This window comes from Brevundimonas sp., from assembly GCF_032107865.1.
Lineage (GTDB): Bacteria > Pseudomonadota > Alphaproteobacteria > Caulobacterales > Caulobacteraceae > Brevundimonas.
Genome location: NZ_DAMCNG010000019.1, coordinates 3642 through 25836, shown reverse-complemented (window position 1 = coordinate 25836; position 22195 = coordinate 3642). Strand labels below are relative to the sequence as shown.

General features: G+C 67.6%; 23 protein-coding genes. 10 read left to right on the top strand and 13 right to left on the bottom strand.

Going from position 1 to position 22195, the window contains the following annotated elements; all coding sequences use genetic code 11:
- Window positions 1-16: 16 nt before the first annotated feature.
- Entirely contained in the window at window positions 17-1459 is a 1443-nt protein-coding gene (locus tag RT567_RS03470) for a sensor histidine kinase (RefSeq protein ID WP_409516135.1), read from the top strand.
- Between the two features lie 102 nt (window positions 1460-1561).
- Here RT567_RS03470 and RT567_RS03465 read toward each other — a convergent pair whose 3' ends face one another.
- A complete protein-coding gene (locus RT567_RS03465) occupies window positions 1562-2422 on the bottom strand; it encodes an aspartyl protease family protein (RefSeq protein ID WP_313574309.1) in 861 nt (286 codons plus the stop codon).
- Between the two features lie 63 nt (window positions 2423-2485).
- On the opposite strand from RT567_RS03465, the gene RT567_RS03460 reads away from it, so the two are divergent.
- Both RT567_RS03460 and RT567_RS03455 read left to right on the top strand, forming a co-directional pair.
- Entirely contained in the window at window positions 2486-3013 is a 528-nt protein-coding gene (locus RT567_RS03460) for a helix-turn-helix transcriptional regulator (RefSeq protein ID WP_313574307.1), read from the top strand.
- 102 nt (window positions 3014-3115) lie between these two features.
- On the top strand, window positions 3116-3469 hold the full coding sequence (locus RT567_RS03455) for an ArsC family reductase (RefSeq protein WP_313574305.1): 354 nt from the start codon (window positions 3116-3118) through the stop codon (window positions 3467-3469).
- A 3-nt stretch (window positions 3470-3472) separates the two neighbouring features.
- Here RT567_RS03455 and RT567_RS03450 read toward each other — a convergent pair whose 3' ends face one another.
- Window positions 3473-3709: a DUF2188 domain-containing protein gene (locus tag RT567_RS03450; RefSeq protein WP_313574303.1), complete on the bottom strand. Its 237-nt coding sequence runs from the start codon at window positions 3707-3709 to the stop codon at window positions 3473-3475.
- A 176-nt stretch (window positions 3710-3885) separates the two neighbouring features.
- On the opposite strand from RT567_RS03450, the gene RT567_RS03445 reads away from it, so the two are divergent.
- From RT567_RS03445 to der, 6 genes are all read left to right on the top strand, one after another.
- A complete protein-coding gene (locus tag RT567_RS03445) occupies window positions 3886-4263 on the top strand; it encodes a DUF6249 domain-containing protein (protein WP_313574302.1) in 378 nt (125 codons plus the stop codon).
- Window positions 4264-4288: 25 nt separating this feature from the next.
- Window positions 4289-4846 carry an RNA polymerase sigma factor gene (locus RT567_RS03440; protein ID WP_128720270.1) on the top strand — a complete coding sequence of 186 codons (558 nt, stop codon included), beginning with the start codon at window positions 4289-4291 and terminating at the stop codon, window positions 4844-4846.
- On the top strand, window positions 4836-5270 hold the full coding sequence (locus RT567_RS03435) for a hypothetical protein (protein ID WP_313574300.1): 435 nt from the start codon (window positions 4836-4838) through the stop codon (window positions 5268-5270). The genes RT567_RS03440 and RT567_RS03435 overlap by 11 nt, the downstream gene beginning before the upstream one ends.
- Window positions 5271-5387: 117 nt before the next feature.
- The gene (locus RT567_RS03430; protein WP_313574299.1) at window positions 5388-6179 is read left to right on the top strand and encodes a tetratricopeptide repeat protein; all 792 of its coding nucleotides are present in this window, start codon (window positions 5388-5390) and stop codon (window positions 6177-6179) included.
- Window positions 6180-6204: 25 nt separating this feature from the next.
- Window positions 6205-7605, top strand: a complete 1401-nt coding sequence (locus RT567_RS03425; protein ID WP_313574297.1) for a PQQ-binding-like beta-propeller repeat protein — start codon at window positions 6205-6207, stop codon at window positions 7603-7605.
- Window positions 7606-7636: 31 nt separating this feature from the next.
- On the top strand, window positions 7637-9262 hold the full coding sequence (gene der, locus RT567_RS03420; RefSeq protein WP_313574295.1) for a ribosome biogenesis GTPase Der: 1626 nt from the start codon (window positions 7637-7639) through the stop codon (window positions 9260-9262).
- A gap of 6 nt (window positions 9263-9268) precedes the next feature.
- Here the strand turns inward: der and RT567_RS03415 are convergent, their stop codons facing one another.
- The 6 genes from RT567_RS03415 to radA all read right to left on the bottom strand — a co-directional run bounded on the left by RT567_RS03415 (window position 9269) and on the right by radA (window position 15286).
- On the bottom strand, window positions 9269-10528 hold the full coding sequence (locus RT567_RS03415) for an O-antigen ligase family protein (RefSeq protein WP_313574293.1): 1260 nt from the start codon (window positions 10526-10528) through the stop codon (window positions 9269-9271).
- Between the two features lie 79 nt (window positions 10529-10607).
- Window positions 10608-11369 carry an SDR family NAD(P)-dependent oxidoreductase gene (locus RT567_RS03410; protein WP_313574291.1) on the bottom strand — a complete coding sequence of 254 codons (762 nt, stop codon included), beginning with the start codon at window positions 11367-11369 and terminating at the stop codon, window positions 10608-10610.
- A 39-nt stretch (window positions 11370-11408) separates the two neighbouring features.
- Window positions 11409-11750 (bottom strand): VOC family protein, encoded by a 342-nt coding sequence (locus tag RT567_RS03405; RefSeq protein ID WP_313574289.1) that lies wholly within the window; start codon window positions 11748-11750, stop codon window positions 11409-11411.
- 6 nt (window positions 11751-11756) lie between these two features.
- Window positions 11757-13262, bottom strand: coding sequence for an amidophosphoribosyltransferase (gene purF / locus RT567_RS03400; RefSeq protein WP_313574287.1), 1506 nt, complete (start codon window positions 13260-13262; stop codon window positions 11757-11759).
- Between the two features lie 81 nt (window positions 13263-13343).
- Complete coding sequence (locus RT567_RS03395) at window positions 13344-13880, bottom strand: CvpA family protein (protein ID WP_313574285.1); 537 nt, start codon at window positions 13878-13880, stop codon at window positions 13344-13346.
- Window positions 13881-13912: 32 nt separating this feature from the next.
- Complete coding sequence (gene radA, locus RT567_RS03390; protein ID WP_313574284.1) at window positions 13913-15286, bottom strand: DNA repair protein RadA; 1374 nt, start codon at window positions 15284-15286, stop codon at window positions 13913-13915.
- A gap of 161 nt (window positions 15287-15447) precedes the next feature.
- Here radA and RT567_RS03385 point away from each other — a divergent pair, with 161 nt between their 5' ends.
- Window positions 15448-16065 carry a Yip1 family protein gene (locus RT567_RS03385; RefSeq protein WP_087139225.1) on the top strand — a complete coding sequence of 206 codons (618 nt, stop codon included), beginning with the start codon at window positions 15448-15450 and terminating at the stop codon, window positions 16063-16065.
- 46 nt (window positions 16066-16111) lie between these two features.
- Here the strand turns inward: RT567_RS03385 and alr are convergent, their stop codons facing one another.
- The 5 genes from alr to RT567_RS03360 all read right to left on the bottom strand — a co-directional run.
- Window positions 16112-17173 (bottom strand): alanine racemase, encoded by a 1062-nt coding sequence (gene alr / locus RT567_RS03380; RefSeq protein ID WP_313574282.1) that lies wholly within the window; start codon window positions 17171-17173, stop codon window positions 16112-16114.
- A 179-nt stretch (window positions 17174-17352) separates the two neighbouring features.
- Window positions 17353-18855: a replicative DNA helicase gene (locus RT567_RS03375; protein WP_313574281.1), complete on the bottom strand. Its 1503-nt coding sequence runs from the start codon at window positions 18853-18855 to the stop codon at window positions 17353-17355.
- A 119-nt stretch (window positions 18856-18974) separates the two neighbouring features.
- Complete coding sequence (locus tag RT567_RS03370) at window positions 18975-19283, bottom strand: hypothetical protein (RefSeq protein WP_313574279.1); 309 nt, start codon at window positions 19281-19283, stop codon at window positions 18975-18977.
- Window positions 19284-19433: 150 nt separating this feature from the next.
- Window positions 19434-19811, bottom strand: coding sequence for a hypothetical protein (locus RT567_RS03365; RefSeq protein WP_313574278.1), 378 nt, complete (start codon window positions 19809-19811; stop codon window positions 19434-19436).
- A gap of 184 nt (window positions 19812-19995) precedes the next feature.
- On the bottom strand, window positions 19996-22195 hold a 2200-nt coding region (locus RT567_RS03360; RefSeq protein ID WP_313574276.1), incomplete at its 5' end, for a TonB-dependent receptor.

The following is a 22195-nucleotide window of genomic DNA, read 5'->3' as shown; positions in this document are numbered from 1 at the left end:
GCGGCCTGAGCGCCGCATGACCGACCCGTCCATGGGCCAGGCTCCGCCCGACCGGCGCCAGTGGGGCCGCTGGTTCGGTCGGCCCGGCCGTTCGCTGACGCGGCGGCTGATCTGGTTGGCGGCCGCGTGGATCCTGATCGCCCTGGCGGCGGCGGCCCTAGTGCTGACCGCCGTGTTTCAGGAATCCGCCCTGCGCCGCCTGGGCAACATCCTGGGCGACACCATCGATGAGGCGGTGGTGGCCGCCACCATCACGCCCGAAGGCGAAGTCTTCATCGGCGAGATTCAGGACGCTCGCACCCAGCGCCTGCTGTCCGGCAAATACTGGATGGTGGCCGAGCCGACGCCGACAGGCGGGATGCAGGTGCTGGCGCACTCGGCCTCACTGGGCGAGGCGGAGCTGGAGCATGGTCCCGATCTGACCAACCGCCTGCGCTCCGCCTTCGGCCAGACCATCAGCTACAACGCCGAGGACGGCCCCAAGGGCGAGCCCCTGCGCATCGCCGCCAGCATGAAGCAGCTTCCCGGCCGCGACCGGCCGGTGATCTTCTTCGCCGGGATCGACCGTTCGGACGTCGACGCCGACACCCGCCAGTTCGCCACCGTCACCTGGATCGCCATGCTGCTGCTGGGGGCGGGACTGGTGACGGCGGTCTTCATCCAGGTGCAGGTGGGCCTGCGCCCGCTCTATGATCTGGGCGACGAGATTTCCGACGTGCGCCAGGGTCGGTCGCATCGGGTCGAGGGCGTCTATCCGGTCGAGATCCAGCCCCTGGCCGAACAGGTCAACCGCCTGCTGGCCCACAACCAAGAGACGGTGGAGCGTCAGCGCACCCACGTCGGCAACCTGGCCCACGCCCTGAAGACCCCTCTGGCCGTGATGCTGGCCGAGGCGGGAGCGCGCGAGGGGCCGTTGCCGGACCTGATCCGCCGTCAGACCAAGGTGATGCAGGACCAGGTCGACCACCACCTGCGCCGCGCCCGCGCCGCCGCCCGCGCCGCCCACGGCCTGGGCGAGCGCACCGCCGTGGCCGAGGTGCTGGACGAGATGGCCGTCATGCTGGAGCGGGTGTTTGAGACCAAGGGCGTCGAGATCGACTGGCGCGCCCCCGACGACCTGGCCTTCCTGGGCGAGCGCCAGGATCTGCAGGAGATCTTCGGCAATCTGATCGAGAACGCCGCCAAATGGTGCAAGCGCCGCGTCCGCATCTCGGCCGGGCCGTCAACGCCGGGCCAGATGATCGCCGTGGTCGAGGACGATGGCCCCGGCCTGCCCGCCGACCAGCGCGATACGGCCTTGAAACGCGGCACGCGCATGGACGAGGACACGCCGGGCACAGGCCTGGGTCTGTCGATCGTCGACGAACTGACCCGCGCCTACGGCGGCCGCGTCACCTTGGCCGACAGCAGCATGGGCGGCCTGAAGGTCGTGCTGGAACTGCCCGCAGCGGAGGGGTGAGGGCGGCGGGAACGGAAGCGGACTTCCGTTCCCTCATACAAGCTCATGCGGAATTCCCGCAGGACGCCATGGAGATCAACGTCAGCGGTTCTTTTGTTACCGTCAGGCCAGCGGTTCCAGCCATGTGCGTTGGCCGGTGTGATCGACCAGAACGCGCATCTGCTTCAGCACCGGCATGCCGACATTGGGGTGTCCGCCCTCGTTGAAGACGACCATCGGGGACTGAAGGACGACCGAGCCGATCCGGACTTCGCCCACGACCTGGGCCTGATAGGCGGCCTGCTGTCCCCCGGCGGAATAGGTGGTGCCGAACCGTACCGGCGGCGTTTTCAGCGGCAGGCGCTCGGCCATCGACAGCGGCAGGGTGAGCGGCGAGTCGTTTCCGGTGTCCACCAGGGCGGAAATCTCGACGCCGGGCAGCGCCACCATCACGGCCGGCAGGTCGCCCAGGTGAGGAACCGGGGGCGTCGAGGGTCGGTTCTCGGCGGTGTCGGGCAGGATGCGGATACGGCCGTGGGCGAAGTCGATCTCCGTCAGGCGGCCGGGAAAGCTGTTCGGACCGATAATCCCCACCGAATCCCGCGCCTTGTAGTCTATGACGGTGGCCGGACCGTCCGCGATCGCCACCCCGGCGACCTTCAGGTCGGTGATCCGGGTGGTGAAGCCGGGAATGGGTCGGCCCGTGGCCCCGTCTACCGACCTGGACGGGCCGACCTCGGGCAGGCCGATCTGTTCGGCGTAGGCGATGTCGACGATATTGCCGTTGGTCCCGGTGTCGAACACCAGGGGCACGGGGACGGCGTCGCCGAAGCGGGCGACTACGATGCTGCGGTTATGGGTGCTGAACAAGGGGAAGGTCGGAATGGCGGGGGCGGCGGGCGCCTGGGCCGTGGCGACTGGGGCGACGCCGCAGGCCAGGGCGAAAGACAAGGCGGCGACGGCGCGGCGACGAGAGCGGGGCATGGGAGGCGTCCTGGAAAAAATGACTAATAGTACGATTAGGACTATTGAAGCGCGCGAGGTCAAATGAACAATCGGCAAGACTCCCTCACCGAGCTGGAAGGCGCCATCCTGTCGGAGGTCCACCATCGTGGCCGGTCGACCGCATTCCAGGTGCGCAAGGCCTTTCAGGTCTCGCCGTCGCTGGAGTGGAGCGGCAGCGCAGGCGCCGTCTATCCCGCTATCGCCAGGCTGACCGCGTCGGGGCTGATCCGTTCCGAGAAAACGGACGCGGGCCGCAAGACCAGCCTGCTGAGCCTGACGGCGGAGGGGGAGATGCGTCTGAACAACTGGATCTGCGATCCCGCACGGGCCGCGAGCGTGGGGCTGGATCCCTTCCGCCTGCGCGCGGGCATGTGGAGCGCCTTGCCCGCTTCGACACGCCGCGCCGCCTTCGACGCCTTGCTATGCCACATCGAGAAGGAAATCGAAGAGTTAAGGGCCAGACTGACAGACCTGGACGCCGTGGAGCGCGAACGGATCGAGCTGGCGATCCTGTTGCAACAGGCTCGGCTCGACTGGCTGAAGCTGCGTATGCCGGATGTTTCCCAATGAACGTCTGCAAAGGGTCGAAAGCCGACCTTTCCGACGCTCCAAATTGACCCCTCCGTGCTTCGATGCCAGACCCCGGCTGTTCGTCACGCTTGGAGTTCGCCCATGACCCGCACCCTGTATGGCATCAAGGCCTGCGACACGATGAAGAAGGCGCGCGTCTGGCTGGATCAGAACAGCGTGGCCTATGATTTTCATGACTACAAGGCCGCCGGCGCGGATCGCGCAGATGTGGAGCGCTGGGTCGCCGAGCATGGTTGGGAGAAGGTGCTGAACCGGGCGGGCACGACCTTCCGCAAGCTGTCGGACGCCGACAAGGCCGACATTGATGCGGCCAAGGCGGTGGACCTGATGCTGGCCCAGCCGTCGATGATCAAGCGGCCGGTGCTGGATCTGGGCGACGGGCGGACGCTGTTGGGTTTCAAGCCCGACGTGTACGCCGCCGCCCTGGAGGGCTGAGGCTTAGTCCTCGACGGCGGTGGTCGGGCGGTCGTGGCCGTCGGCGCGTTCGGTGACCCACTGGCCCGCGGCGTCTTCATATTCGATCCAGGAGGTGCGGTCCGGCACGCGCTGCTCGCGCGCCGCAGCCGTGGCCGCCGCCAGCGCCGTCGCATGGTTGGGGAAGGTCTCGGAATAGCTGTCGCCGAGCTTGTAGGCCCAGCCGCCGTCGTGCTGGACGATACGATAGGTGATGTTCATGCGCGTCTCCGAAGGGTTCGGCGGCACCGTTGAACGCCGCTTCGGGCGTGTCGAGTCACGCTGTGGTGACGCATTACGAAGAGTTCATGCGCGCAACTGCATCCATAGGCGATCATCGCCGCCTCTTGTGATCAGAAGGCCGCCGCATCAGGCTCGGCCGAACAGGGGTCAAACTCATGGATGAAGTCCTCATTCCGCTGGCGTTCTTTGCAATGATCGCAGGCATCGTTCTTGTGCCGACGTGGCTCAAGAGCCGCGAACGGCGCGAGATGCAGGCTACGCTGCGAGCCTCGATCGAGAAGGGGCAGTCCCTGCCGCCGGAAGTGATCGAAGCCATCAGCAAGGATAATGCGAAGCCGGTCGCAACGGCGGCGCGCGATCTGCGGGCGGGGGTGATCCTGCTGTCGGTCGCAATCGGCATCGCCTTGCTGGGCTATGCCGTCAGCTTCGCCGACTTTGACGCCTTCTATCCCATCGTCGGGGGCGCCGCGATCCCAGGTATGATCGGCTTGGCCTTCATCATCCTGAGCTTCTTCAACAAGAACAAAGGCTGAGGCGGGCCGGAGCAGGGAAGCCGTCATGGCCCAAGCCTTACGTGATCTGCACGACGTCGAGCTGGCCGGGCTTGCGGCCGGCGGCGGCCGCCGAGAGTTCGGCGAGCTGGTCCGTCGGCACGGCTCGGCGGTGCGGGGCCTGCTGCGCCGCATGGGCGCCCAGCCGGCCCTGGCCGACGATGTGGCCCAGGACGCCTTTCTTCTGGCGTTCGAGAAATGCGCCGAGTTCCGGGGCGAGGGCACCTTCGCCGCCTGGATCAAGCGTATCGCCGCCCGCATGTACTTGAAGCGCATCTCGAAGGAGGCGCGCTATGTGGCGGAAAGCGAAACGGAAAACGTCGCGCCCGCCGTCGACAGCATCGGCCGCGTCGATCTGGACGAGGCCTTGAAGGGGCTCAGCGAGGTCGAACGCCTGTGCGTCTCCCTGTGTCATGGCGCGGGGCTGTCGCACCCGGAAATCGCCGCGGCCATGAATTTGCCGCTTGGAACGGTGAAATCTCATGTCAAGCGTGGTCTGGATAAACTTCGGGCCCGGCTCCAGCCGGGGCCGGTTGCAATCGGGAGCGCATCCCATGTCGGCTGACGAATTCGATCCCATGATCGAGCGCCTGTTCGCTCAGGCCCCGAACTTCCCCGATTCGGTCTTCTTTGAAGCGGACGTGGCCGCGCGGCTGAACAAGGCCTCGCGCGTGCGGTCCATCGCCCTGTCGGCGGCGGGGCTGATCGGCGGGCTGATCGCGGTGCGTGAACTGCTGGGCGTCAACTTACATCTGGGGCCGGACGGCTTCACCGCCCAGGCGGGCGGGGGCGGGCTTGATTCGGCCGGCTCCCAGGCTGGGATGCAGGGCGGACTGGCGGTTCAGGCCCTGCTGGAAAGGAGCGGGCTGGGGGATGCGGCCCTTAGCGCCATGGGCTCCATGGGCGGGATGCAGATGTTCTGGGCCGCGGCCGGGGTGCTGGTCGCCCTGCTGGCGGCGGGCGTGGTGAAGCTGTCGCAACAGATCTGAGCGCCGTTTTCCCGCCCCAGTCCCGGCTTAGGGCTGGAAAAAGCCGTTTCGCGCCCAACGCCTGCGTTGCGGCCGTGACGCCGAACCTCTAGGGTCGCGGCGTTTTTATGATCGGCCTTGGCTGCATTTTTGGGGCGACGTTTCGTGGTTGATGTCTTCGAGCAGGTCGAGGAGGAGCTTCGCTCCGAGCGCTATAAGCGTATGGCCCGTACGTGGCTGCCCATTCTGGGCGGTCTGCTGGCGGTCGCCCTGGTCGCTGCGCTGGCCTGGTGGGGCTGGCAGTCCTATGTGAGTTCGCAGGCCGACAAGGCCTCAACAGCCTATGAGCAGGGTGTTCAGGCGCTGCAGGCGGGCAAGCCCGCTGAAGCCAAGACCGCCTTCGCCGAGTCGGCCAAGGCCGGCGGCGGCTATAAGGCCCTGGCTCTGATGCAGCAGGCGGGCCTGGCCCAGGCCGAGAACAAGACGGCTGACGCCGTGGCCCTGCTGGATGAAGCCGCCAAGGCCGCCAAGGATCCGATTCTGTCCGATATCGCCGCCCTGAAGGCGGTCTTCCTGGTCATGGACACGGCCTCGCTGGAAGACGTGCAGAAGCGTCTGGAGCCGCTGACCGGCGACAAGCGCCCGATGCAGGCCTTCGCCCAGGAAGCCCTGGCCATGGCCCAGCTGCAGCATGGCAAGACCGCCGAGGCACGTCAGACCTTCGTGCAACTGCAACTCGGTCAGGACGTGCCGGACCCGGTGCGCCAGCGCGCCCAGGCCGCCGTTCAGGCGGTCGACACCGGTACGGCCGCCAACCTGGCCGCCATCGTCAAGGCCGCCGCTGCGCTGCCGACGCCGGCTCCGGGCCAGACGGCTCCGGCCGAGGCTGCGGCCCCGGCTCAAGCGCCGGCCTCGACGCCTGCTCCCTGATTTGACTCCCTCGGGACGCCAACCAATGACCAAAACCCTTAAAGTCGCCCTGTTGAGCGGTCTGGCCCTGACCGTCGCGTCGTGCGGCACGGTCCGCAACGCCCTGCCGTTCGGCCTGGGCGGAGACAAGGAGCCGGTTGCGACGGCGACCGAGGGGCAGCGTGTCTCCATCCTGGAGTTCGAGCAGCAGCTCGCGCCTTCGGCGGTCCTGCCGGGTCCGCAGGCGGTCACCGCCTGGAGCCAGCCCGGCGGCAACGCCGAGAACGCGGTCGAGCATGTGATCGCCGCGCCTGAGTTCACTGTCGCCTGGCGCCGCGACATCGGCGTCGGCTCGGCGAATGATCGCCAGGTCATGTCCCCGGTGGTGGCCGAGGACGGCAAGCTCTTCGTGCTGGACGGCGAAGCGGGCGTGACCGCCGTGGACGCCGGCACCGGCGCTGTCCTGTGGAAGGCCAGCGTCAAGGTCGAGGAAGCTGATCGCGGCCGTCGCTTCCTGGGCGTGGGCCTGGGCGGACGTTCGGGCGGCGGCGGCTTCGGCGGCGGCGTGGCCGTCAGCGGCGGCAAGGTCTTCGTCTCGTCCGGCTATCGCGTCATGACGGCCTTCGACGCCAATACGGGCACCGAGCTGTGGCGCACGCCGGTCGACCTGCCGATCCACGGCGCGCCGACGGTGGCGGGCCAGCGGGTCTATGTCGTCGACGTCGACAACCAACTGATGGCCTTCAACGTGGCCAACGGCCAGCAGGACTGGTCGTATCGCGGCATCACCGAGCCGGCCCGCATCATGCGCGCATCCAGCCCGGCGGTCAGCGGCGGCACGGTGGTGGCGCCCTTCTCCTCGGGGCAGATCGTGGCCCTGCAGGCGACCAACGGCCAGCCGGTGTGGGAGCAGGTTCTGTCGCGCACCAGCCGCACCAGCGCCCTGTCGGAACTGCGCGACATCGCCGGTCGCCCGGTCGTCAGCCGCGGTCAGGTCTACGCCATCAGCCAGTCGGGCGTGATGCAGGTGATGGACCTGCGCAGCGGCCAGCCGAAATGGTCTCTGCCCATCGTCGGGGTGAATCAGCCCTTGCCGGTCGGCGACGTGGTCTATGTCGTGTCCCAGGCGGGCGAACTGACCGTGGTCAACCGTGAGACGGGCCAGGTCTATTGGTCGCGCGACCTGAATGACGGCCGCGTCCGCAAGGAAGGCGGCTTCCTGGGCTTCGGCAAGCGCACCGTGCGTCCGACCTGGTCGGGCCCGATCCTGGCGTCGAACCGTCTGGTCCTGGTCAACTCGGACGGCGAGGCCGTGGCCTTCGATCCGAAGACCGGCGCCCAGACCGGCAGCCTGAAGCTGGGTTCGGCCGCCTATATCGCCCCGGCCGCCTATAACGGCGCCCTTTATGTCCTGACCGACAAGGGCCAACTGGTCAGCATCCGCTGACCTTTTCACTGATTTAAGCTAGAAGGCCGACATGGCTCTGAAGGTCGCCATCGTCGGCCGCCCCAATGTGGGCAAGTCGACACTGTTCAATCGCCTCGTCGGCAAGCGCCTTGCGCTGGTCGATGATCGCCCCGGCGTGACCCGTGACCGCCGCTACGCCGACGGCGTGATCGGCGATATGGATCTGACCCTGATCGACACCGCAGGGTATGAGGACGTCACCGACGAAAGCCTGGAAGCCCGGATGCGCGAGCAGACCGAGGCGGCGATCGAGGACGCGGACCTGATCATGTTCATGATGGACGCGCGCGAAGGCGTGACGTCGCTGGACCGTATCTTCGCCGATCGCCTGCGCAAGGTGCACAAGCCCATCGTCCTGCTGGCCAACAAGTCCGAGAGCCGTGAGAGCGGCGGCGGCGTGGGCGAGGCGCACGGCCTGGGCTTCGGCGAGCCGGTGCCGATCTCGGCCGAGCACGGCGAGGGCATGGCCGACCTGTATCAGGCCCTCGTAGCCGCGTCGGAAGACATCTTCATCGAAGAGATCGACGAGCCGGAAAAGCCGATCCGCATCGCGGTCATCGGCCGCCCGAATGCGGGCAAGTCCACCCTGATCAACCGCCTGATCGGCGATGACCGCCTGTTGACCGGCCCGGAAGCCGGCATCACCCGCGACTCCATCTCGGTGGACTGGGTCTATGAAGGCAAGAACATCCGCCTGGTCGACACCGCCGGGATGCGCCGCAAGGCGCGCGTTCAGGAAAAGCTGGAAAAGCTGTCGGTCGCCGACACCATCCGCGCCATCACCTTCGCCGAGGTGGTGATCATGATGATGGACAAGGACGACGCCTTCGACACCCAAGACCTGCAACTGGCCGATCTGGTCGAGCGGGAAGGCCGGGCGCTGATCTATGTCGCGTCCAAATGGGATCTGGAAGAAGAGCCTCAGGCGCGTCTGGCCGAACTGAAGCGCCTGGCTGACGACAAGCTGCCGCAACTGCGCGGCTCGCCCTTCGTGGCCCTGTCGTCGTTCAACGGGCGCGGCGTCGAGCGTCTGATGCCCGCCGTGCTTCAGGCCTATGACACCTGGTCGGTCAAGGTGAAGACCAAGGATCTGAACGACTGGCTGTCCCTGGCGACCCAGAGACACCCGCCGCCCGCCGTGGACGGCAAGCGCATCAAGCCGAAATACATGGCCCAGACCAAGGCGCGCCCTCCGACGTTCGTGCTGATGGCCAGCCGCGCCGAGGCGATGCCGGAGCACTACAAGCGCTATCTGGTCAACTCGCTGCGCGAGAGCTTCGACCTGCCGGGCACGCCGATCCGTCTGAACGTCAAGTCGGGCTCGGCCAACCCTTATGCGGATGGCGGCGCCAAGTCGGGGCCGGAACGCTTCAAGGGCGACGCCAAGACCGCCCCGCGCCGGGTGATCAAGGCCGAGAAGGCCGAGAAGCTGTCTAATCTGCCCGGCAAGGCGCTGGAGCAGAAGGCCAAGGCCGGCATCAAGCCCAAGGTGAAGCCTCTGGGCGGCCTGAAGGCCAGCGCGTCCAAGAAGGCGGGCTCCAACGCTTTCATCGGCAAGGGCGCACGCGGCGGCGCTCGTCAGGTGTCGCGTTCGGGCCGTGTCCGTACGGGCCAGAAGGGCGGCGCCAAGCGCTGATTCACATCAGACCTGCCCGGTTGCGCCTCTCTTGAGACGCGGCCGGGATGGGGCTGTCGGTTCGTCCCCCAACGCCAGCTTCAGCGCTAGCGCCACGACGATCACCCAACGCAATTCATGCCAGTTCATGGCGATGCTCTCGGTCAGCATCGTCACTGTGAAAGACGCGATCAGCGGCAGGGCCAGCCAGCCGCCGGGGCTGGTGTAGGCCGCCCACAGGGACTGCGCCCAGATCTGGGTCAGGAACAGGGCGAACAGGATGACGCCGCCCAGGCCCAGGGCGATGTACAGCTCCAACCAGCCGCTGTGCGCATCGGCGGGCATGAAGTGCGCCTGATAGCCGATCCAGGCCTTGGGGCCGGTGATGCTGGGGTCGTCCCATACGGCGCCGTAGCCGAAGCCTTTCCAGGGGTGCTCGGCCATCTGCTGCATGATGCCTGACCAGATTTCGGTTCGTCCGGTCAGGGTGGCGTCCTTGCCGAGCAGGGCGAAGAAGGTGTCGGTTTCCATCGCGATCAGCAGACCTGCGCCGATGACGAAGACGACGGCGAGCCAGGTGGCGACGACCGCACGTAGCGGTCCAGACTTGACCACGGCGACGAAGCCCATGGACGCCAGTGACAAGACCAGGACGACCAGGGCGGTCTTCGACGTCGACAGCAGGATCAGCATGACCGGGACAACGGCGAGACCTAACCACAGCTTGCGCCGCTCGGGAGCCATCACGCCGGCCGCCAGCAGGAAGACGGTCGTCTTGACCATGACGTTGCCCATGGAGTTCTTCTCCAGCCACAGGCCGCGCCAGGCGCCGGGGAAGATTTCGTCCATCCGCCCCATCTGAGGCAGCAGCGCTCCGACAAGGAAAGACAGGATCGCCAGGACCGCCAGGGTTCCGGCGATGATTTCCGTCAGGCTGCGCCAGCTCCACCGCGAGGCCAGCGCGACGCCCGCCAGGGTGGTGAAGGCCAGGGCGGGTATGCGCCGTGCGGTTAGCTCCGGCATGATCGACCAGAAGTAGGTCGCCGCCGTCAGCAGCAGGAGCGCGATCAGAAGCGGCGATCGTATCAGCCCTTTGAGCGCGCGTTCAGGCCGCAGGCAGACCAGGATCAGCGCCAGCAGATAGGCCGGGTAGTAGAAGTTGCGCAGGAAGTCCGCGGACCTTGCGCCGTAGCCGGTCAGCGGCGCGCTCCAGAAACCGACGTAGGTGAGGATCAGCCCGACCGAAGCGACGACAGCGACGATGTCGGCCAGGGGGGCGGCGCGCACAAGTGGAAGCGAGGGGCGTTTCGCCGCCGGGTTCGCTAGCGACCGTGCGCCCGGATCCAGCCCCTCGACCACGCGCAGGTCAGACCAGGGCGTCCGCCGACAGGCCTTGCTTCCATTCCTTGAAGCTGACCGTCAGGGGCGGAGTGAGATCAGGGCGGGACAGTTCGACGATCAGGGGACCGATCTCCGAAGGATGCGGAAGAACGCTGGGATCTTCACCCGGAAACGCCTGGGCGCGCAACTGCGTCTGCATCCGGCCCGGATCGACGATGCAGGCGCGGACCGGCGTGCTCTCGATCTCGTCGGCCCAGCATTTGACCAGGGCCTCGGCGCCGGCCTTGGTCGCGGCGTACATGCCCCAGAAGGCGCGCGGCTGGGCGGCGACGCTGGTGGTCAGATGGATGGCGCGTCCGGCGTCGGAGGCGCGCAGCAGCGGCTCCAGCGAACGAATCAGGCGATAGACGCCGGTGAAGTTGATCTTCTCGACCTTGGCGAACTCGCGCGGTTCGGCGTGGGCGACCGGGGTCAGGCCTGACGGGCCCATGGTGGCGGCCGCCTGCACCCAGATGTCCAGCTTGCCGTAGCGTTGGAACAGGGCGCCGCCCAGGCGATCGATGGCGCCGCCGTCCACGAGGTCGAACGGGACCAGACTGGCGTGTTGGCCGGTGGCGGCGAAGATTTCGTCGTCCAGCTCCTCGAGGGCGCCCTGGGTGCGCGCGGCGGCGATGACGTGCGCGCCGGCCTTGGCCAAGGCCAGGGCGGATTCACGGCCGATGCCGCGCGAAGCACCGACGACCAGGGCGACACGGTTGGCGAGGGGGAGGGAAGCGTGTTCGGACATGGGGCCGCTGATAGCGCGACCGGGCGTCCGGCGAAAGGCTCAGTAGCCCGGCGCGGCCTGCCACAGGCTGAAGCTGACGCCCTGGTCATCGCTGACCACGACGGACAGGCCGGACGGGCTTTCGGCGGGCACGGCTGCGCGGCCGCCCAACTCGGTCACGCGGGCGCAGGCGGCGTGGATGTCGTCCACGCGGAAGTAGAGGTTGGGGAAGGTCTTCTGTTCGCCCTTGGTGAGGCCGAAGGCGGGATCGGACCCGGTGACATGGGCGTAGGTCGGGCTGGACGAGGCTTCGTCGAAGCGCCAGCCGAACAGGCCCGCGTAGAAGGCGCGGGCCTTGTCGACGTCAGGGGTGTCGAGCGTGAAGTAGCCGAGCTGGATCATCCAGCCTTAAGCGGTCACCAGCAGAGAAAGTTGCTTCCCGCGCGGATCGCGGCCGCCTTCCTCGATCTCACGGTCCAGCAGGCGGGTCGGATAGTCGCCGGTGAAGTAGTGGTCGGTGTACTGCGGGTTGGCGGCGTTGCGCGGTCCGGCGCCCAGGGCGTCATAGAGGCCGTCGATGGACAGGAAGCCGAGGGAATCGACCTCCAGCACCGCGCGCATTTCTTCCATGCTGTGGGTGGCGGCCATCAGCTGCGACCGCTCGGGCATGTCGATGCCGTAGAAGTCGGGGAAGAGGATCTGCGGGCTGGCCGAGCGCAGGTGCACCTCCTTGGCGCCTGCCGCGCGCACAGCGCGGACCAGCTTCAGCGAGGTGGTGCCGCGCACGATGGAATCGTCGATCAGCACGACGCGCTTGCCTTCCAGCGCGGCGCGGTTGGGGCTGTGCTTCATCCGCACGCCCTTTTGACGGGCGCCCTGGCTGGGCTGGATAAAGGTGCGGCCGAGGTAGTGGCTGCGGATGATGCCCATTTCATAGGGCAGGCCGCTTTCCTGGGCGTAGCCGAGGGCGGCGGGGACGCCCGAGTCGGGCACCGGCACGACGATGTCGGCCTCGACCGTGTGCTCGCGCGCCAGGCGACGGCCCATTTCCTTGCGGACGTCATAGACCGACAGGCCGTTCACGACGGAATCGGGGCGGGCGAAGTAGACGTATTCGAACAGGCAGGGGCGAGCGGCGCGTGCGGCGAAGGGCTTGATCGAGGTCAGGCCTTCCTCGTCGATGACCACGACCTCGCCGTGTTCGACATCGCGCACGAAGGTGGCGCCGATGGTGTCGAGGGCGCAGGTCTCGGACGCCAGCACCCAGGCTTCGCCGACCTTGCCCAGCACCAGGGGGCGGATGCCCAACGGGTCGCGCGCGCCGATCATCTTGTAGCGGGTCTGGGCCACCAGGGCGTAGCCGCCCTCGATCCGGCTCAGGGCGTCGATGAAGCGGTCGACGATCTTGGCCTTACGGCTGCGGGCGATCAGGTGAAGGATGGCCTCGGAGTCCGAGGTCGACTGGAAGATCGCGCCTTCTGAGACAAGTTGCGCGTGCAAGTATTTGAAATTGGTCAGATTGCCGTTGTGGGCGATGGCGATGCCGCCCTGGTCCAGATCGGCGAACATCGGCTGGATGTTGCGCAGGAAGCTGCCGCCGGCGGTGGAGTAGCGGGTGTGGCCGATGGAGGCCTGACCCGGCAGGCGCTTCGTCAGTTCGGCGTTGCCGAAGGCGTCGCCGACAAGGCCCTGATGCCGTTCGGTGTAGAAGCGGTCGTCGTGGACGCTGGCGATGCCGCAGGCTTCCTGGCCGCGATGCTGCAGGGCGTGCAGGCCCAGGGCGACGATGGAGGACGCCTCGTTCTCGGGCGCGCCCCAGACGCCGCAGACGCCGCATTCGAGGCGCAGCTGATCGTCTTCCGGCTCACGCCAATGCTCACGGTGAACGACGGGTTCGGCGATATGGTGGCGCATCGTCAGGCTCCGATGACCGGGGAAGGATAACTCAAAGGGCGGCGCCGCGCACGTAAGCCGCCCGAGCGTCCGGGGCAAGCCTCATTGGTCGGAAAACCCTTCGCGAACGGAAGAACCGACGACGGGAGTCAGGGCGTCGGCGCCCTTTCCAAGCGTGGGCAGCACGATCTGGATGGCGCGCGCGGCGCCTTCGCTGACCGGGGCGGTGGCGGCTTCGGACAACCAGCGCGGCGGGTTGTCCTGCATGGCGCCCATGATGATCAGGTGCACCGCGCCGATCAGGCCCAGGGCGCGGACCAGGCCGACAGCAAGGCCCAGCGTCTGGTCCAGCACGCCCAGCGCATGGCCGCGCGCGCCCTGGGAAATGGCCGAGCCGAGGAAACGCAGGCCGAAATAGAGGATGACGAAGACCAGCCCCACTGCCAGCACAGAGCCCGCCCAGTCCGGATCGACCAGATCGCGCCCGATCGGCGCCGTCCACGGCAGGGTGATCAGCGCCAGCAGCGCCGCCAGCAGGAAGCTGAACAGGGCCGTGAGCTCGCGCATGCCGCCCCGGAACCATCCGGCGGCGCCCGAGGCCAGCAGGGCCAGGATCACGAAGACGTCGTAGCCGGTCACGCGCGCTGCGGCCTCAAGGGATGGGAACGCGCTTAGTAGCGGTTCTGGGAGATTCGCTCGACCGCGTCGGTCAGGCGGGTGACGACGGTCAGGGCGACATCGCCCTTCTTCACCTTGCCATTGGCTTGTGGCGGCGCGAGGGCGCGCTCGAAGCCCAGCTTCTTGGCCTCGCGCAGACGGGCCTCGGCGCGGCCGACGGCGCGGACCTCACCTGACAGGCCGATCTCGCCGAAGACGACGCAGCCCTGCGGCAGGGGCATATCCAGGGCCGATGAGATCAGGGCGGCGGCGGCGGCCAGATCGGCGGCGGGTTCGTTGATCCGCATCCCGCCCGCGACGTTCAGATAGACGTCCTTGTCGCCGAACCCGAGGCCGCAGCGAGCCTCCAGAACCGCCAGCAGCATGGCGAGACGGCCGGAGTCCCAGCCGACGACGGCGCGTCTTGGCGTTCCGTATGCAGAAGGCGCGACAAGAGCCTGAATTTCCACCAGAACCGGACGCGATCCCTCGATCCCGGCGAAGACGGCGGCGCCGGGCGCCCGGTCCTTGCCCTCGCCCAGGAACAAGGCCGAGGGGTTGGGCACTTCGCGCAGGCCGGAATCGCCCATCTCGAACACGCCGATCTCGTCGGTGGCGCCGAAACGGTTCTTGCCCGCGCGCAGGATGCGGAAGGGATAGCCGCGCTCGCCCTCGAAGCTGAGGACGGCGTCGACCATGTGTTCGACCACGCGGGGCCCGGCGATCTGGCCGTCCTTGGTGACGTGGCCGACCAGAACGATGGCCGGGCCGCCGTTCTTGGCCAGCCGCACCAGCTCGGCGGCGCAGGCGCGCACCTGGGTGATGGAGCCCGGTCCGGCGTCGTGCGCGTCGCTCCACAGCGTCTGGATGGAGTCGATGATGACGATGTCGAACGGGTCGCGCTTCAGCGTCGTCAGGATGTCGCGCAGGGCGGTGGCGGAGGCCAGCGACACATCGGCATCGGCCACGCCCATGCGTTTGGCGCGGGCGCGAATCTGCTCGATCGCCTCTTCGCCCGAGATATAGGCGACCTTGGCGCCATTGCGGGCCGCCTTGGCCGTGACCTCTAGCAGCAGGGTCGACTTGCCGACGCCGGGGTCGCCGCCCAGCAGGATGGCCGATCCCGGCACCACGCCGCCGCCGCAGACGCGGTCGAACTCGGTCACGCCGGTGACGATACGCGGCGGCTCGGGCGTGTCGGACTGCAACGTCTCGAACTGCACCCCGCGGCCGCGCGCGGTCGAGGCGGGCTTCATGGCGCCCGGCGGGGCCGCCTTGGATTCCTCGACCAGGGCGTTCCACTCGCCGCAGGCCGAGCACTGCCCGGCCCATTTGGAATGAACCGCCCCGCAGGATTTGCAGACGAAGAGAAGAGAGTCGCGCGCCATATGTCAGACCTAGCAGATCAGGCGGGCGAGGGCAGGCGGCTTGGAACGCCCTGCGTCCGAAACTGTCATAGGGAGACTGCGGGGTTGCGTCGGCATCCACACAGCCGTCATTCTGACATGATAAGGCCGTGATCCGATTCAACCGCCCAGAAGGCTAACGAATGACCCTTGAAAATCCCCCCGCCGTCGACCCCTCGCTCGTCTCGCGGGCCAAATACATCCTGACACGGCCCAAGTTCGAATGGCCGGTGATCGACGCCGAAAGCGCCAGCATCAAGGGGCTGTTCACCAGCTACGCCGTCATCCTGGCGGCCATTCCGGCGGTGGCGACCATCGTGGGCCAGATCGCCTTTGGTCATCGCGGCCTGGTCGGCCCGCTGCTGGGCGGTGCGCTCAGCTATGTGCTTAGCCTGGTCAGCGTCTATGTGCTGGGCCTGATCATCGACGCCCTGGCCCCGACTTTCGGCGGGACCAAGAACCCGGTGAAGGCGATGCAGGTCGCCGTTTATTCCATGACCGCCGCCTGGGTGGCGGGCGTGTTGAACGTTCTGCCGATGCTGGCCTGGCTGGCGGGCCTGCTTGGTCTGTACGGCTTCTATCTGATGTACCTGGGCCTGCCGACGCTGATGAAGACCGCCGCCGACAAGGCGCTGGGCTACACCATCGTCGTCGTGGTCGCGGCCATCATCCTGAACGCCATCGTCTTCGCCATTGTCGGCGCGGTGATCGCCAGCTTCGTCATTGTCGGCGCGGGCGCGACGGCGTTCGCCCTGAGCTAAGTTTGAAGAAAAAGGGCTGGGGCCTTGCGCCTCAGCCCTTTGCTATTCAGCCCTGATAGACGCGCGGTACGCGCGGCGTGATCGAGGTCAGCAGTTCATAGCTGATGGTCCCCGCCGCCGCCGCCGCGTCGTCGATCAGGCGGTTGGCGCCGAAGATCTCCATCGGATCGCCCGCCTTCACGTCCAGGCCGGTCACATCGACCGCCAGCACGTCCATCGACACCCGGCCGATGATCGGACGCATCTCGTCCGCGATGAAGACCTGCCCCTTGGGGCTGTAGCTGCGCAGCACGCCGTCGGCGTAGCCCGCTCCAACGGTCGCCACGCGCATCGGCCGATCCGCCTTATACCCTTGCGAATAGCCGACGGTTTCGCCTGCAGGCACGTCGCGCACCTGCACCGCCTGGGCGATCAGGCTGGCGACGGGCGCGATCTTGTCATGGGGACGGCCTTCCGGGCCGCCGCCGTAGAGGCAGATGCCCGGCCGCACCACGTCGAAGGCGAAGTCCGGTCCCAGGAAGCAGCCGCCCGAGTTGGCGAAGGAGCGCGTCACGCCTGGATAGCGCTGGACCGCCGCCGCATAGGCGTCGCGCTGGGCGCGGTTCAGCGGGTTCGACGGCTCATCAGCGCAGGCCAGGTGGGTCATCACCAGTTCGAGACCTTCGAACGGTTCGGGCGCGTCCTCGACGCGGAAGCCCAGCCGGTTCATGCCGGTGTCGATCTGAAGCCCGCAGGCCCCGCCGCCCGACGCCTGCCAGGTCTGAAGCTGGATCGGGTGGTTGATGACGGGTCGCAGGTTGGACGCCTTGAGCATGGCGGCCCCGTCGCCTTGAGAGCCGCCGTGGCAGCCGTCCAGAATATAGATGATCGGTTCAGGCCCGATCGCCTCGCGCAGACGCACGCCCTCGGCCGCGCGGGCGACGAAGAAGGTACGCGCGCCCTCGGCCATCAGCCGCTTGGTCACGGCGGCGGCGCCCAGGCCGTAGCCGTCGGCCTTCACGACCGGATTGACCGGCGCGCCGCTGACGGCGCCGAGGGTGCGATAGTTGCTGGCGAGCGCGTCCAGATCGACGTTGAGGACGGCGGGAGCGAGGACGGGGGAGGTCATGGCGACGGTTATAGGCCGCTGGTCAGGCTGCGCCAGTCTCTGCGCGACCATCCGGTCCCTTCATCGCCGTCATGCTCGGACTTGATCCGAGCATCCAGCAAGCGGGGCGGGGATGCGTCTGGCGTCGGCGACGCTGGATCGTCGGGTCAAGCCCGACGATGACGGCAGAGAAGGAGCGCTTACTCCGGAATATCCGCATAGGCGCTGCCGTAGCGGCCGTCGTTCGCCAGATTGCCGAAGCGGGTGGTGTTGGAATCGAACGCCAGCTTGACGATGCCGATGGGGCCGTGACGCTGCTTGCCGATGACGACTTCGGCCTGGTGCTGCAGGCGGTCCATGTCTTCCTGCCACTTCAAGTGTTCTTCGGTGCCTTCGCGCGGCTCGGCGCGGCCTAGGTAGTAGCTTTCGCGATAGACGAACATGACGCAGTCGGCGTCCTGCTCGATCGAGCCGGATTCACGCAGGTCGGACAACTGGGGCCGCTTGTCCTCGCGCTGCTCGACCTGACGCGACAACTGCGACAGGGCGATGATTGGGACGTTCAGTTCCTTGGCCAGCGCCTTCAGTCCGCCGGTGATCTCGGACACTTCCTGCACCCGGTTCTTTTGGCTGTTGTCGCCGGTCGTCACGAGCTGGAGGTAGTCGACCACGATCAGGTCCAGACCGTTCTCCATCCGCTTCAGGCGTCGCGCGCGCGCCGCCAGCTTGGAGATGGACAGGCCGCCGGTGGCGTCGATGTAGAGGGGGCTTTCGCCGATCTCGATGGCCGCGTCGCGGATCTTGCCGAAGTCCGAGGCGTCGATCTCGCCCTTACGCAGCTTGTCCGAGGACACGCCGGACGCATCGGCCAGGATACGCATGGCCAGCTGTTCGGCGCTCATTTCCAGCGAGTAGAAGGCGACGACGCCGCCGTCGACGGTCTTGCGCCCGCCCTCCGGCGTCGGCTCCCAGCGATAGTTGCGCGCGACGTTGAAGGCGATGTTGGTGGCCAGCGCCGTCTTACCCATCGACGGACGACCCGCCAGGATCAGAAGGTCCGACGGGTGCAGGCCGCCCAGTTTCTGGTCCAGATCGTCCAGACGGGTGGCCAGGCCGGCCAGCTTGCCCTCGCGCTGATAGGCCTCGCCCGCCATCTCGACCGCGCCGGACAGGGCGTGGGAGAAGCTGACGAAGCCCGACGACGGCTTGCCCGTCTCGGCCAGTGAATAGAGCGTCTGTTCGGCCTGTTCGATCTGTTCGTCGGCAGGCGTCTCGGGGTTGGGCGCCTCCTTGATGATCTCGCCGCCGATGCGGATCAGGTCGCGGCGCAGGGCCAGATCATAGACGACGCGGGCGTAGTCCGGGGCGTTGGCGGCGGGCGGCGCCCGGTCCACCAGGTCCGCGAGGTAGCGCAGGCCGCCGAATTCCTGGAACGCCGGATCCTGCTTGAAGCGCTCCATCAGGATGGTGGGCTCGGCCAGCAGGCCCTGACGGATGTGGTCCTCGATCGCGTCGAACAGGCGCTGGTGGAAGGGCTCGTAGAAATGGCTGCCGCGCAGTCGATCCGACAGGCGCTCGAACACGGCGTTGTCGAACATCAGCGAACCCAGAAGGGCCTGCTCCGCCTCCAGGTTATGGGGCATGGACGACACCTGCACGGTATCGTTGGCGGAATCATAGGGCATCGGGGCGAAGGCGTTCATCGACATCATCAATACGCATAGGCGCGCCCTACGTCAGACGCGGGCGGGGTCGTGGTCGTGGACAGTCGCCGACGCCTGTGGACGGGCCGGAAAACCGCTGTCGGATCAGTAGGAGGTCGTCAGGCCCGGCAGGGGTAGCGCTCGGCCATCCAGTCGCGCACGGCCTGGGTCACGGTGATGCGGCGACGCGATTCCGGCATGGTCTCGAAGCGTGCGACCAGGGCCTCGGGCGTGATGCCGGTGCCGGAGGCGGGGATGCAGTGCGCAGGCGTGCGGCCCGCCGAGACGGCCGAAGCCTGTTCAGCCTTGACCGTGCTGACGGCGCCGGTGACGACGCGGATCAGGCGGCGGGTGTCGGGACGCATCATGGCCACGGCGCGGTTGCGCGGGATGTCATGGCCGATCGTCAGAAACTGCTGGACGGTCATGTCGGACGACTGAGCCTGGGCCAGAGGCGCAGAGGCGCAGAGGCGAACAGAGTCAGGGCGCCTAGCGACGCGGCGAATAGGATGTGAGCGGAACGCGACATGCGGGACAGATGCGCCCGCTCGCGCGGCGGTTCAAGTCTCAGGCGGCGATCAGGCGGGGCAGGGATAGTCCTCGGCCATCCATTCGCGGACGGCCTGATTGACGCTGATGTTGCGCCGATGGGCTGGGATGGCGTTGAACCGGTTCAGGATTATCTCGGGCGACAGGCTGATCTTGGTTCCTTCGGGGATGCAGGTCGCGGAGCGTCGGCCTGCGGTCTTGGCGGCGGCCTGATCGTCGCGCACCGCCCTGAAGGCTCCGTTCATCTCATTCATCAGCCGCCGCGTGTCCGACCGCAGCAGCGCCGTGGGATTGCGAGGGATGCGGTTGGCGGAGGTCAGGAACTCCTGAACCGTCATGGCGGCAGCCGCGCTGGGCAGGGCGGACAGCGCCAGGGCGGCGACGGCGGCGAACGTGGCGGCTTTCATGGGCTTTCCCTCCCTCGAGACGGTGAAGCCTAGCGTGCGGTTCACGACCGAACCATGACCGGCGAACGTTGTGTCACATTAAGTTTTCGTCAGACGCGGCGGCTCCCCGCGGGCCGCCGCGTCTGACGAGGGAGGCGCACTCAAAGGACAGGGAGGAAGCCCCGATGCGCGCGCTCCAAGCCGATCACCACTTCACGTTCAGTCGAGCGTAGCCGTAGCGGCCGTTGAACCCGAACGGCGAGTAGTAGGGGAAGCCCAGCACGCCGTTGTTGTTCAGGTTGGCGGGCACGAAGTCCGGATACTCGTCGAAGACGTTGTCGACGCCGATGGCCAGGCCGACCCGGTCGGTGATCTGGAAGCGGCCTTCCAGGTCGATGGTGGTCTTGTCGCCGGTCGAATAGTCGTTGGCGGACGTCGAGCCGGGCTGCAGCACGCTGGCGTAGTAGGTCGCCCGCGCCGTGGCGCCCCAACGGCCCTGGCTCCAGTCGGCCGAGGCCGCGACCTTGGTGTCCGGGGTGCCTTCCTCGATCGTCAGGATGCGCTGGCGCGCGAACAGGGTCGGGACCGGATTCAGCACCGAGGAGGAGGTCGGGATCTTGGTCACGCTGACATCGTTGACGTTGGCGGCGACGGTGAAGTCCCAGGCGCCCGCCGTCTCGGTGCGCAGGCGATAGCGGCCGACGATGTCGACGCCTTCGGTCTCGGTCGACACCCCGTTGAGGAAGAAGCGCGCGGCCTGGACGCCCAGCGGGTCCAGCAGGCCGGCGACCTGAGGCGAGAAGCTGCTGTTGATCAGCTCCGACAGGACGATCTGGTTCTCGATCTCGATGCGATAGGCGTCGATGGTCAGGTCGAAATTCCCCAGGCGGATCACGGCGCCCAGGGTGTAGTTGGTCGAAGTTTCGGCCTTCAGCGGGCGGGCGCCCAGAACCGAGGCGACCTCGCTGGTGGCGGGGAAGGTGCCGGTTTCGACGAAGCCGCCGTTCTGGACGACCGAGGAGGTCGAGGTGAAGAAGCTCTGCTGCAGCGACGGGGCGCGGAAGCCGGTCGACACCGAGCCGCGCAGGGCGAAGTTGGGGGTGAAGTCGTAGCGGGCGGCGAACTTGCCCGTCTGGGCGTCGCCGAAGTCCGAATAGTCCTCGACGCGCAGTGCGCCTTCGACCGTCAGCTTCTCGGTCAGCGGGATTTCGACGTCGGCGTACAGGGCGACGGCGTCGCGGTCTTCATCGACTGCGTTCGAGGGCTGGAAGCCGGGGAAGCCCTGGGCGCCGCCGGCCAGGGCGGTGTTCGAGCCCAGCGGGCCGCGGTTCCACGATTCCGGCTGACCGGCGTCGATCTTGTAGTTCTCCTTGCGGGCCTCCAGACCCCAGGCGAAGTTCAGCGGACCGCCGTCCAGGCCGATCTCGAACTGGCGGGTGAAGTCGGCGCCGAAGACCAGTTGGTCATAGGTCAGACCGCCGGAATCGAAGCTGGTCGGGGAGGCGGCGCCATAGGTGGCGTTCAGTGAATCCTCGGTGCGGAATTCCAGGGCGTTGCGGCCATAGACCAGGCTGAAGTCCGCGTCCCATCCGGCCAGCGTCCCGCGCACGCCGCCGGCGGCGGAAACGTCCTGGGAGTTGATGGCGATCTTGGGCAGGAAGCCGTTCGGATAGATGGACGGCACGTTGTTGGGGTTGTTCGACAGGCGCGGGAAGGCGGCGGAGGAGCTGTCGCGCTCCTGATAGCCGGCCCAGCCATAGGCCTCCCAGTCGGCGTTCAGCGGCTTGCCCGCATTGGCGAAGACGCTCCACTGCTCGACCTTGGGATCGCCGAAGCGGGCGGTGATCGCGCCGTTGGCGGCGGCGCGCGGGTCGTAATCCGAACGGTTGGTCGGGTCGCGGTCGGAATATTCCGCCGACAGGGTCAGGAAGCCGTCAGAACCCAGGCCGAAGCCCTGCCAGGCCGAGACGGTGACGGCGCGGCCGTCCTGCTCGTCCCGCTTGCCGCGCGCGGTCTCCACATTGGTGAAGTACTGGCCGTAGGTGACGCTGGCGCCGCCGCCCTCGCGGGCTTCCTTGAGGCGCAGGTTGACGACCCCGGCGATGGCGTCTGAGCCGTATTGCGCCGAGGCGCCGTCGCGCAGCACCTCGACCCGGTCCAGGGCGCCGCTGGGGATGGCGTTCAGATCGACGGCGGCCGAGCCGCGCCCGACCGTGCCGTTGACGTTGACCAGGGCCGAAGCGTGACGGCGCGTGCCGTTGACCAGCACCAGGGTCTGGTCCGGCGACAGGCCGCGCAGGGTCGCGGGACGGATCGAGTCCGTGCCGTCGTTGGCCGAGGGGCGCTGGAAGGTCAGCGACGGCACGGTCTGGGCCAGGGCGGCGGCGAACTCGGTCGTGCCGCGG

Excerpts from the sequence above, each read along its gene's own strand:
- RT567_RS03470 (WP_409516135.1), top strand. The coding sequence starts at position 17 with ATGACCGACCCGTCCATGGGCCAGGCTCCGCCCGACCGGCGCCAGTGG.
- RT567_RS03465 (WP_313574309.1), bottom strand. The coding sequence starts at position 2,422 with ATGCCCCGCTCTCGTCGCCGCGCCGTCGCCGCCTTGTCTTTCGCCCTG.
- RT567_RS03460 (WP_313574307.1), top strand. The coding sequence starts at position 2,486 with ATGAACAATCGGCAAGACTCCCTCACCGAGCTGGAAGGCGCCATCCTG.
- RT567_RS03455 (WP_313574305.1), top strand. The coding sequence starts at position 3,116 with ATGACCCGCACCCTGTATGGCATCAAGGCCTGCGACACGATGAAGAAG.
- RT567_RS03450 (WP_313574303.1), bottom strand. The coding sequence starts at position 3,709 with ATGAACATCACCTATCGTATCGTCCAGCACGACGGCGGCTGGGCCTAC.
- RT567_RS03445 (WP_313574302.1), top strand. The coding sequence starts at position 3,886 with ATGGATGAAGTCCTCATTCCGCTGGCGTTCTTTGCAATGATCGCAGGC.
- RT567_RS03440 (WP_128720270.1), top strand. The coding sequence starts at position 4,289 with ATGGCCCAAGCCTTACGTGATCTGCACGACGTCGAGCTGGCCGGGCTT.
- RT567_RS03435 (WP_313574300.1), top strand. The coding sequence starts at position 4,836 with ATGTCGGCTGACGAATTCGATCCCATGATCGAGCGCCTGTTCGCTCAG.
- RT567_RS03425 (WP_313574297.1), top strand. The coding sequence starts at position 6,205 with ATGACCAAAACCCTTAAAGTCGCCCTGTTGAGCGGTCTGGCCCTGACC.
- der (WP_313574295.1), top strand. The coding sequence starts at position 7,637 with ATGGCTCTGAAGGTCGCCATCGTCGGCCGCCCCAATGTGGGCAAGTCG.
- RT567_RS03410 (WP_313574291.1), bottom strand. The coding sequence starts at position 11,369 with ATGTCCGAACACGCTTCCCTCCCCCTCGCCAACCGTGTCGCCCTGGTC.
- RT567_RS03405 (WP_313574289.1), bottom strand. The coding sequence starts at position 11,750 with ATGATCCAGCTCGGCTACTTCACGCTCGACACCCCTGACGTCGACAAG.
- purF (WP_313574287.1), bottom strand. The coding sequence starts at position 13,262 with ATGCGCCACCATATCGCCGAACCCGTCGTTCACCGTGAGCATTGGCGT.
- radA (WP_313574284.1), bottom strand. The coding sequence starts at position 15,286 with ATGGCGCGCGACTCTCTTCTCTTCGTCTGCAAATCCTGCGGGGCGGTT.
- RT567_RS03385 (WP_087139225.1), top strand. The coding sequence starts at position 15,448 with ATGACCCTTGAAAATCCCCCCGCCGTCGACCCCTCGCTCGTCTCGCGG.
- alr (WP_313574282.1), bottom strand. The coding sequence starts at position 17,173 with ATGACCTCCCCCGTCCTCGCTCCCGCCGTCCTCAACGTCGATCTGGAC.
- RT567_RS03375 (WP_313574281.1), bottom strand. The coding sequence starts at position 18,855 with ATGAACGCCTTCGCCCCGATGCCCTATGATTCCGCCAACGATACCGTG.
- RT567_RS03370 (WP_313574279.1), bottom strand. The coding sequence starts at position 19,283 with ATGACCGTCCAGCAGTTTCTGACGATCGGCCATGACATCCCGCGCAAC.
- RT567_RS03365 (WP_313574278.1), bottom strand. The coding sequence starts at position 19,811 with ATGAAAGCCGCCACGTTCGCCGCCGTCGCCGCCCTGGCGCTGTCCGCC.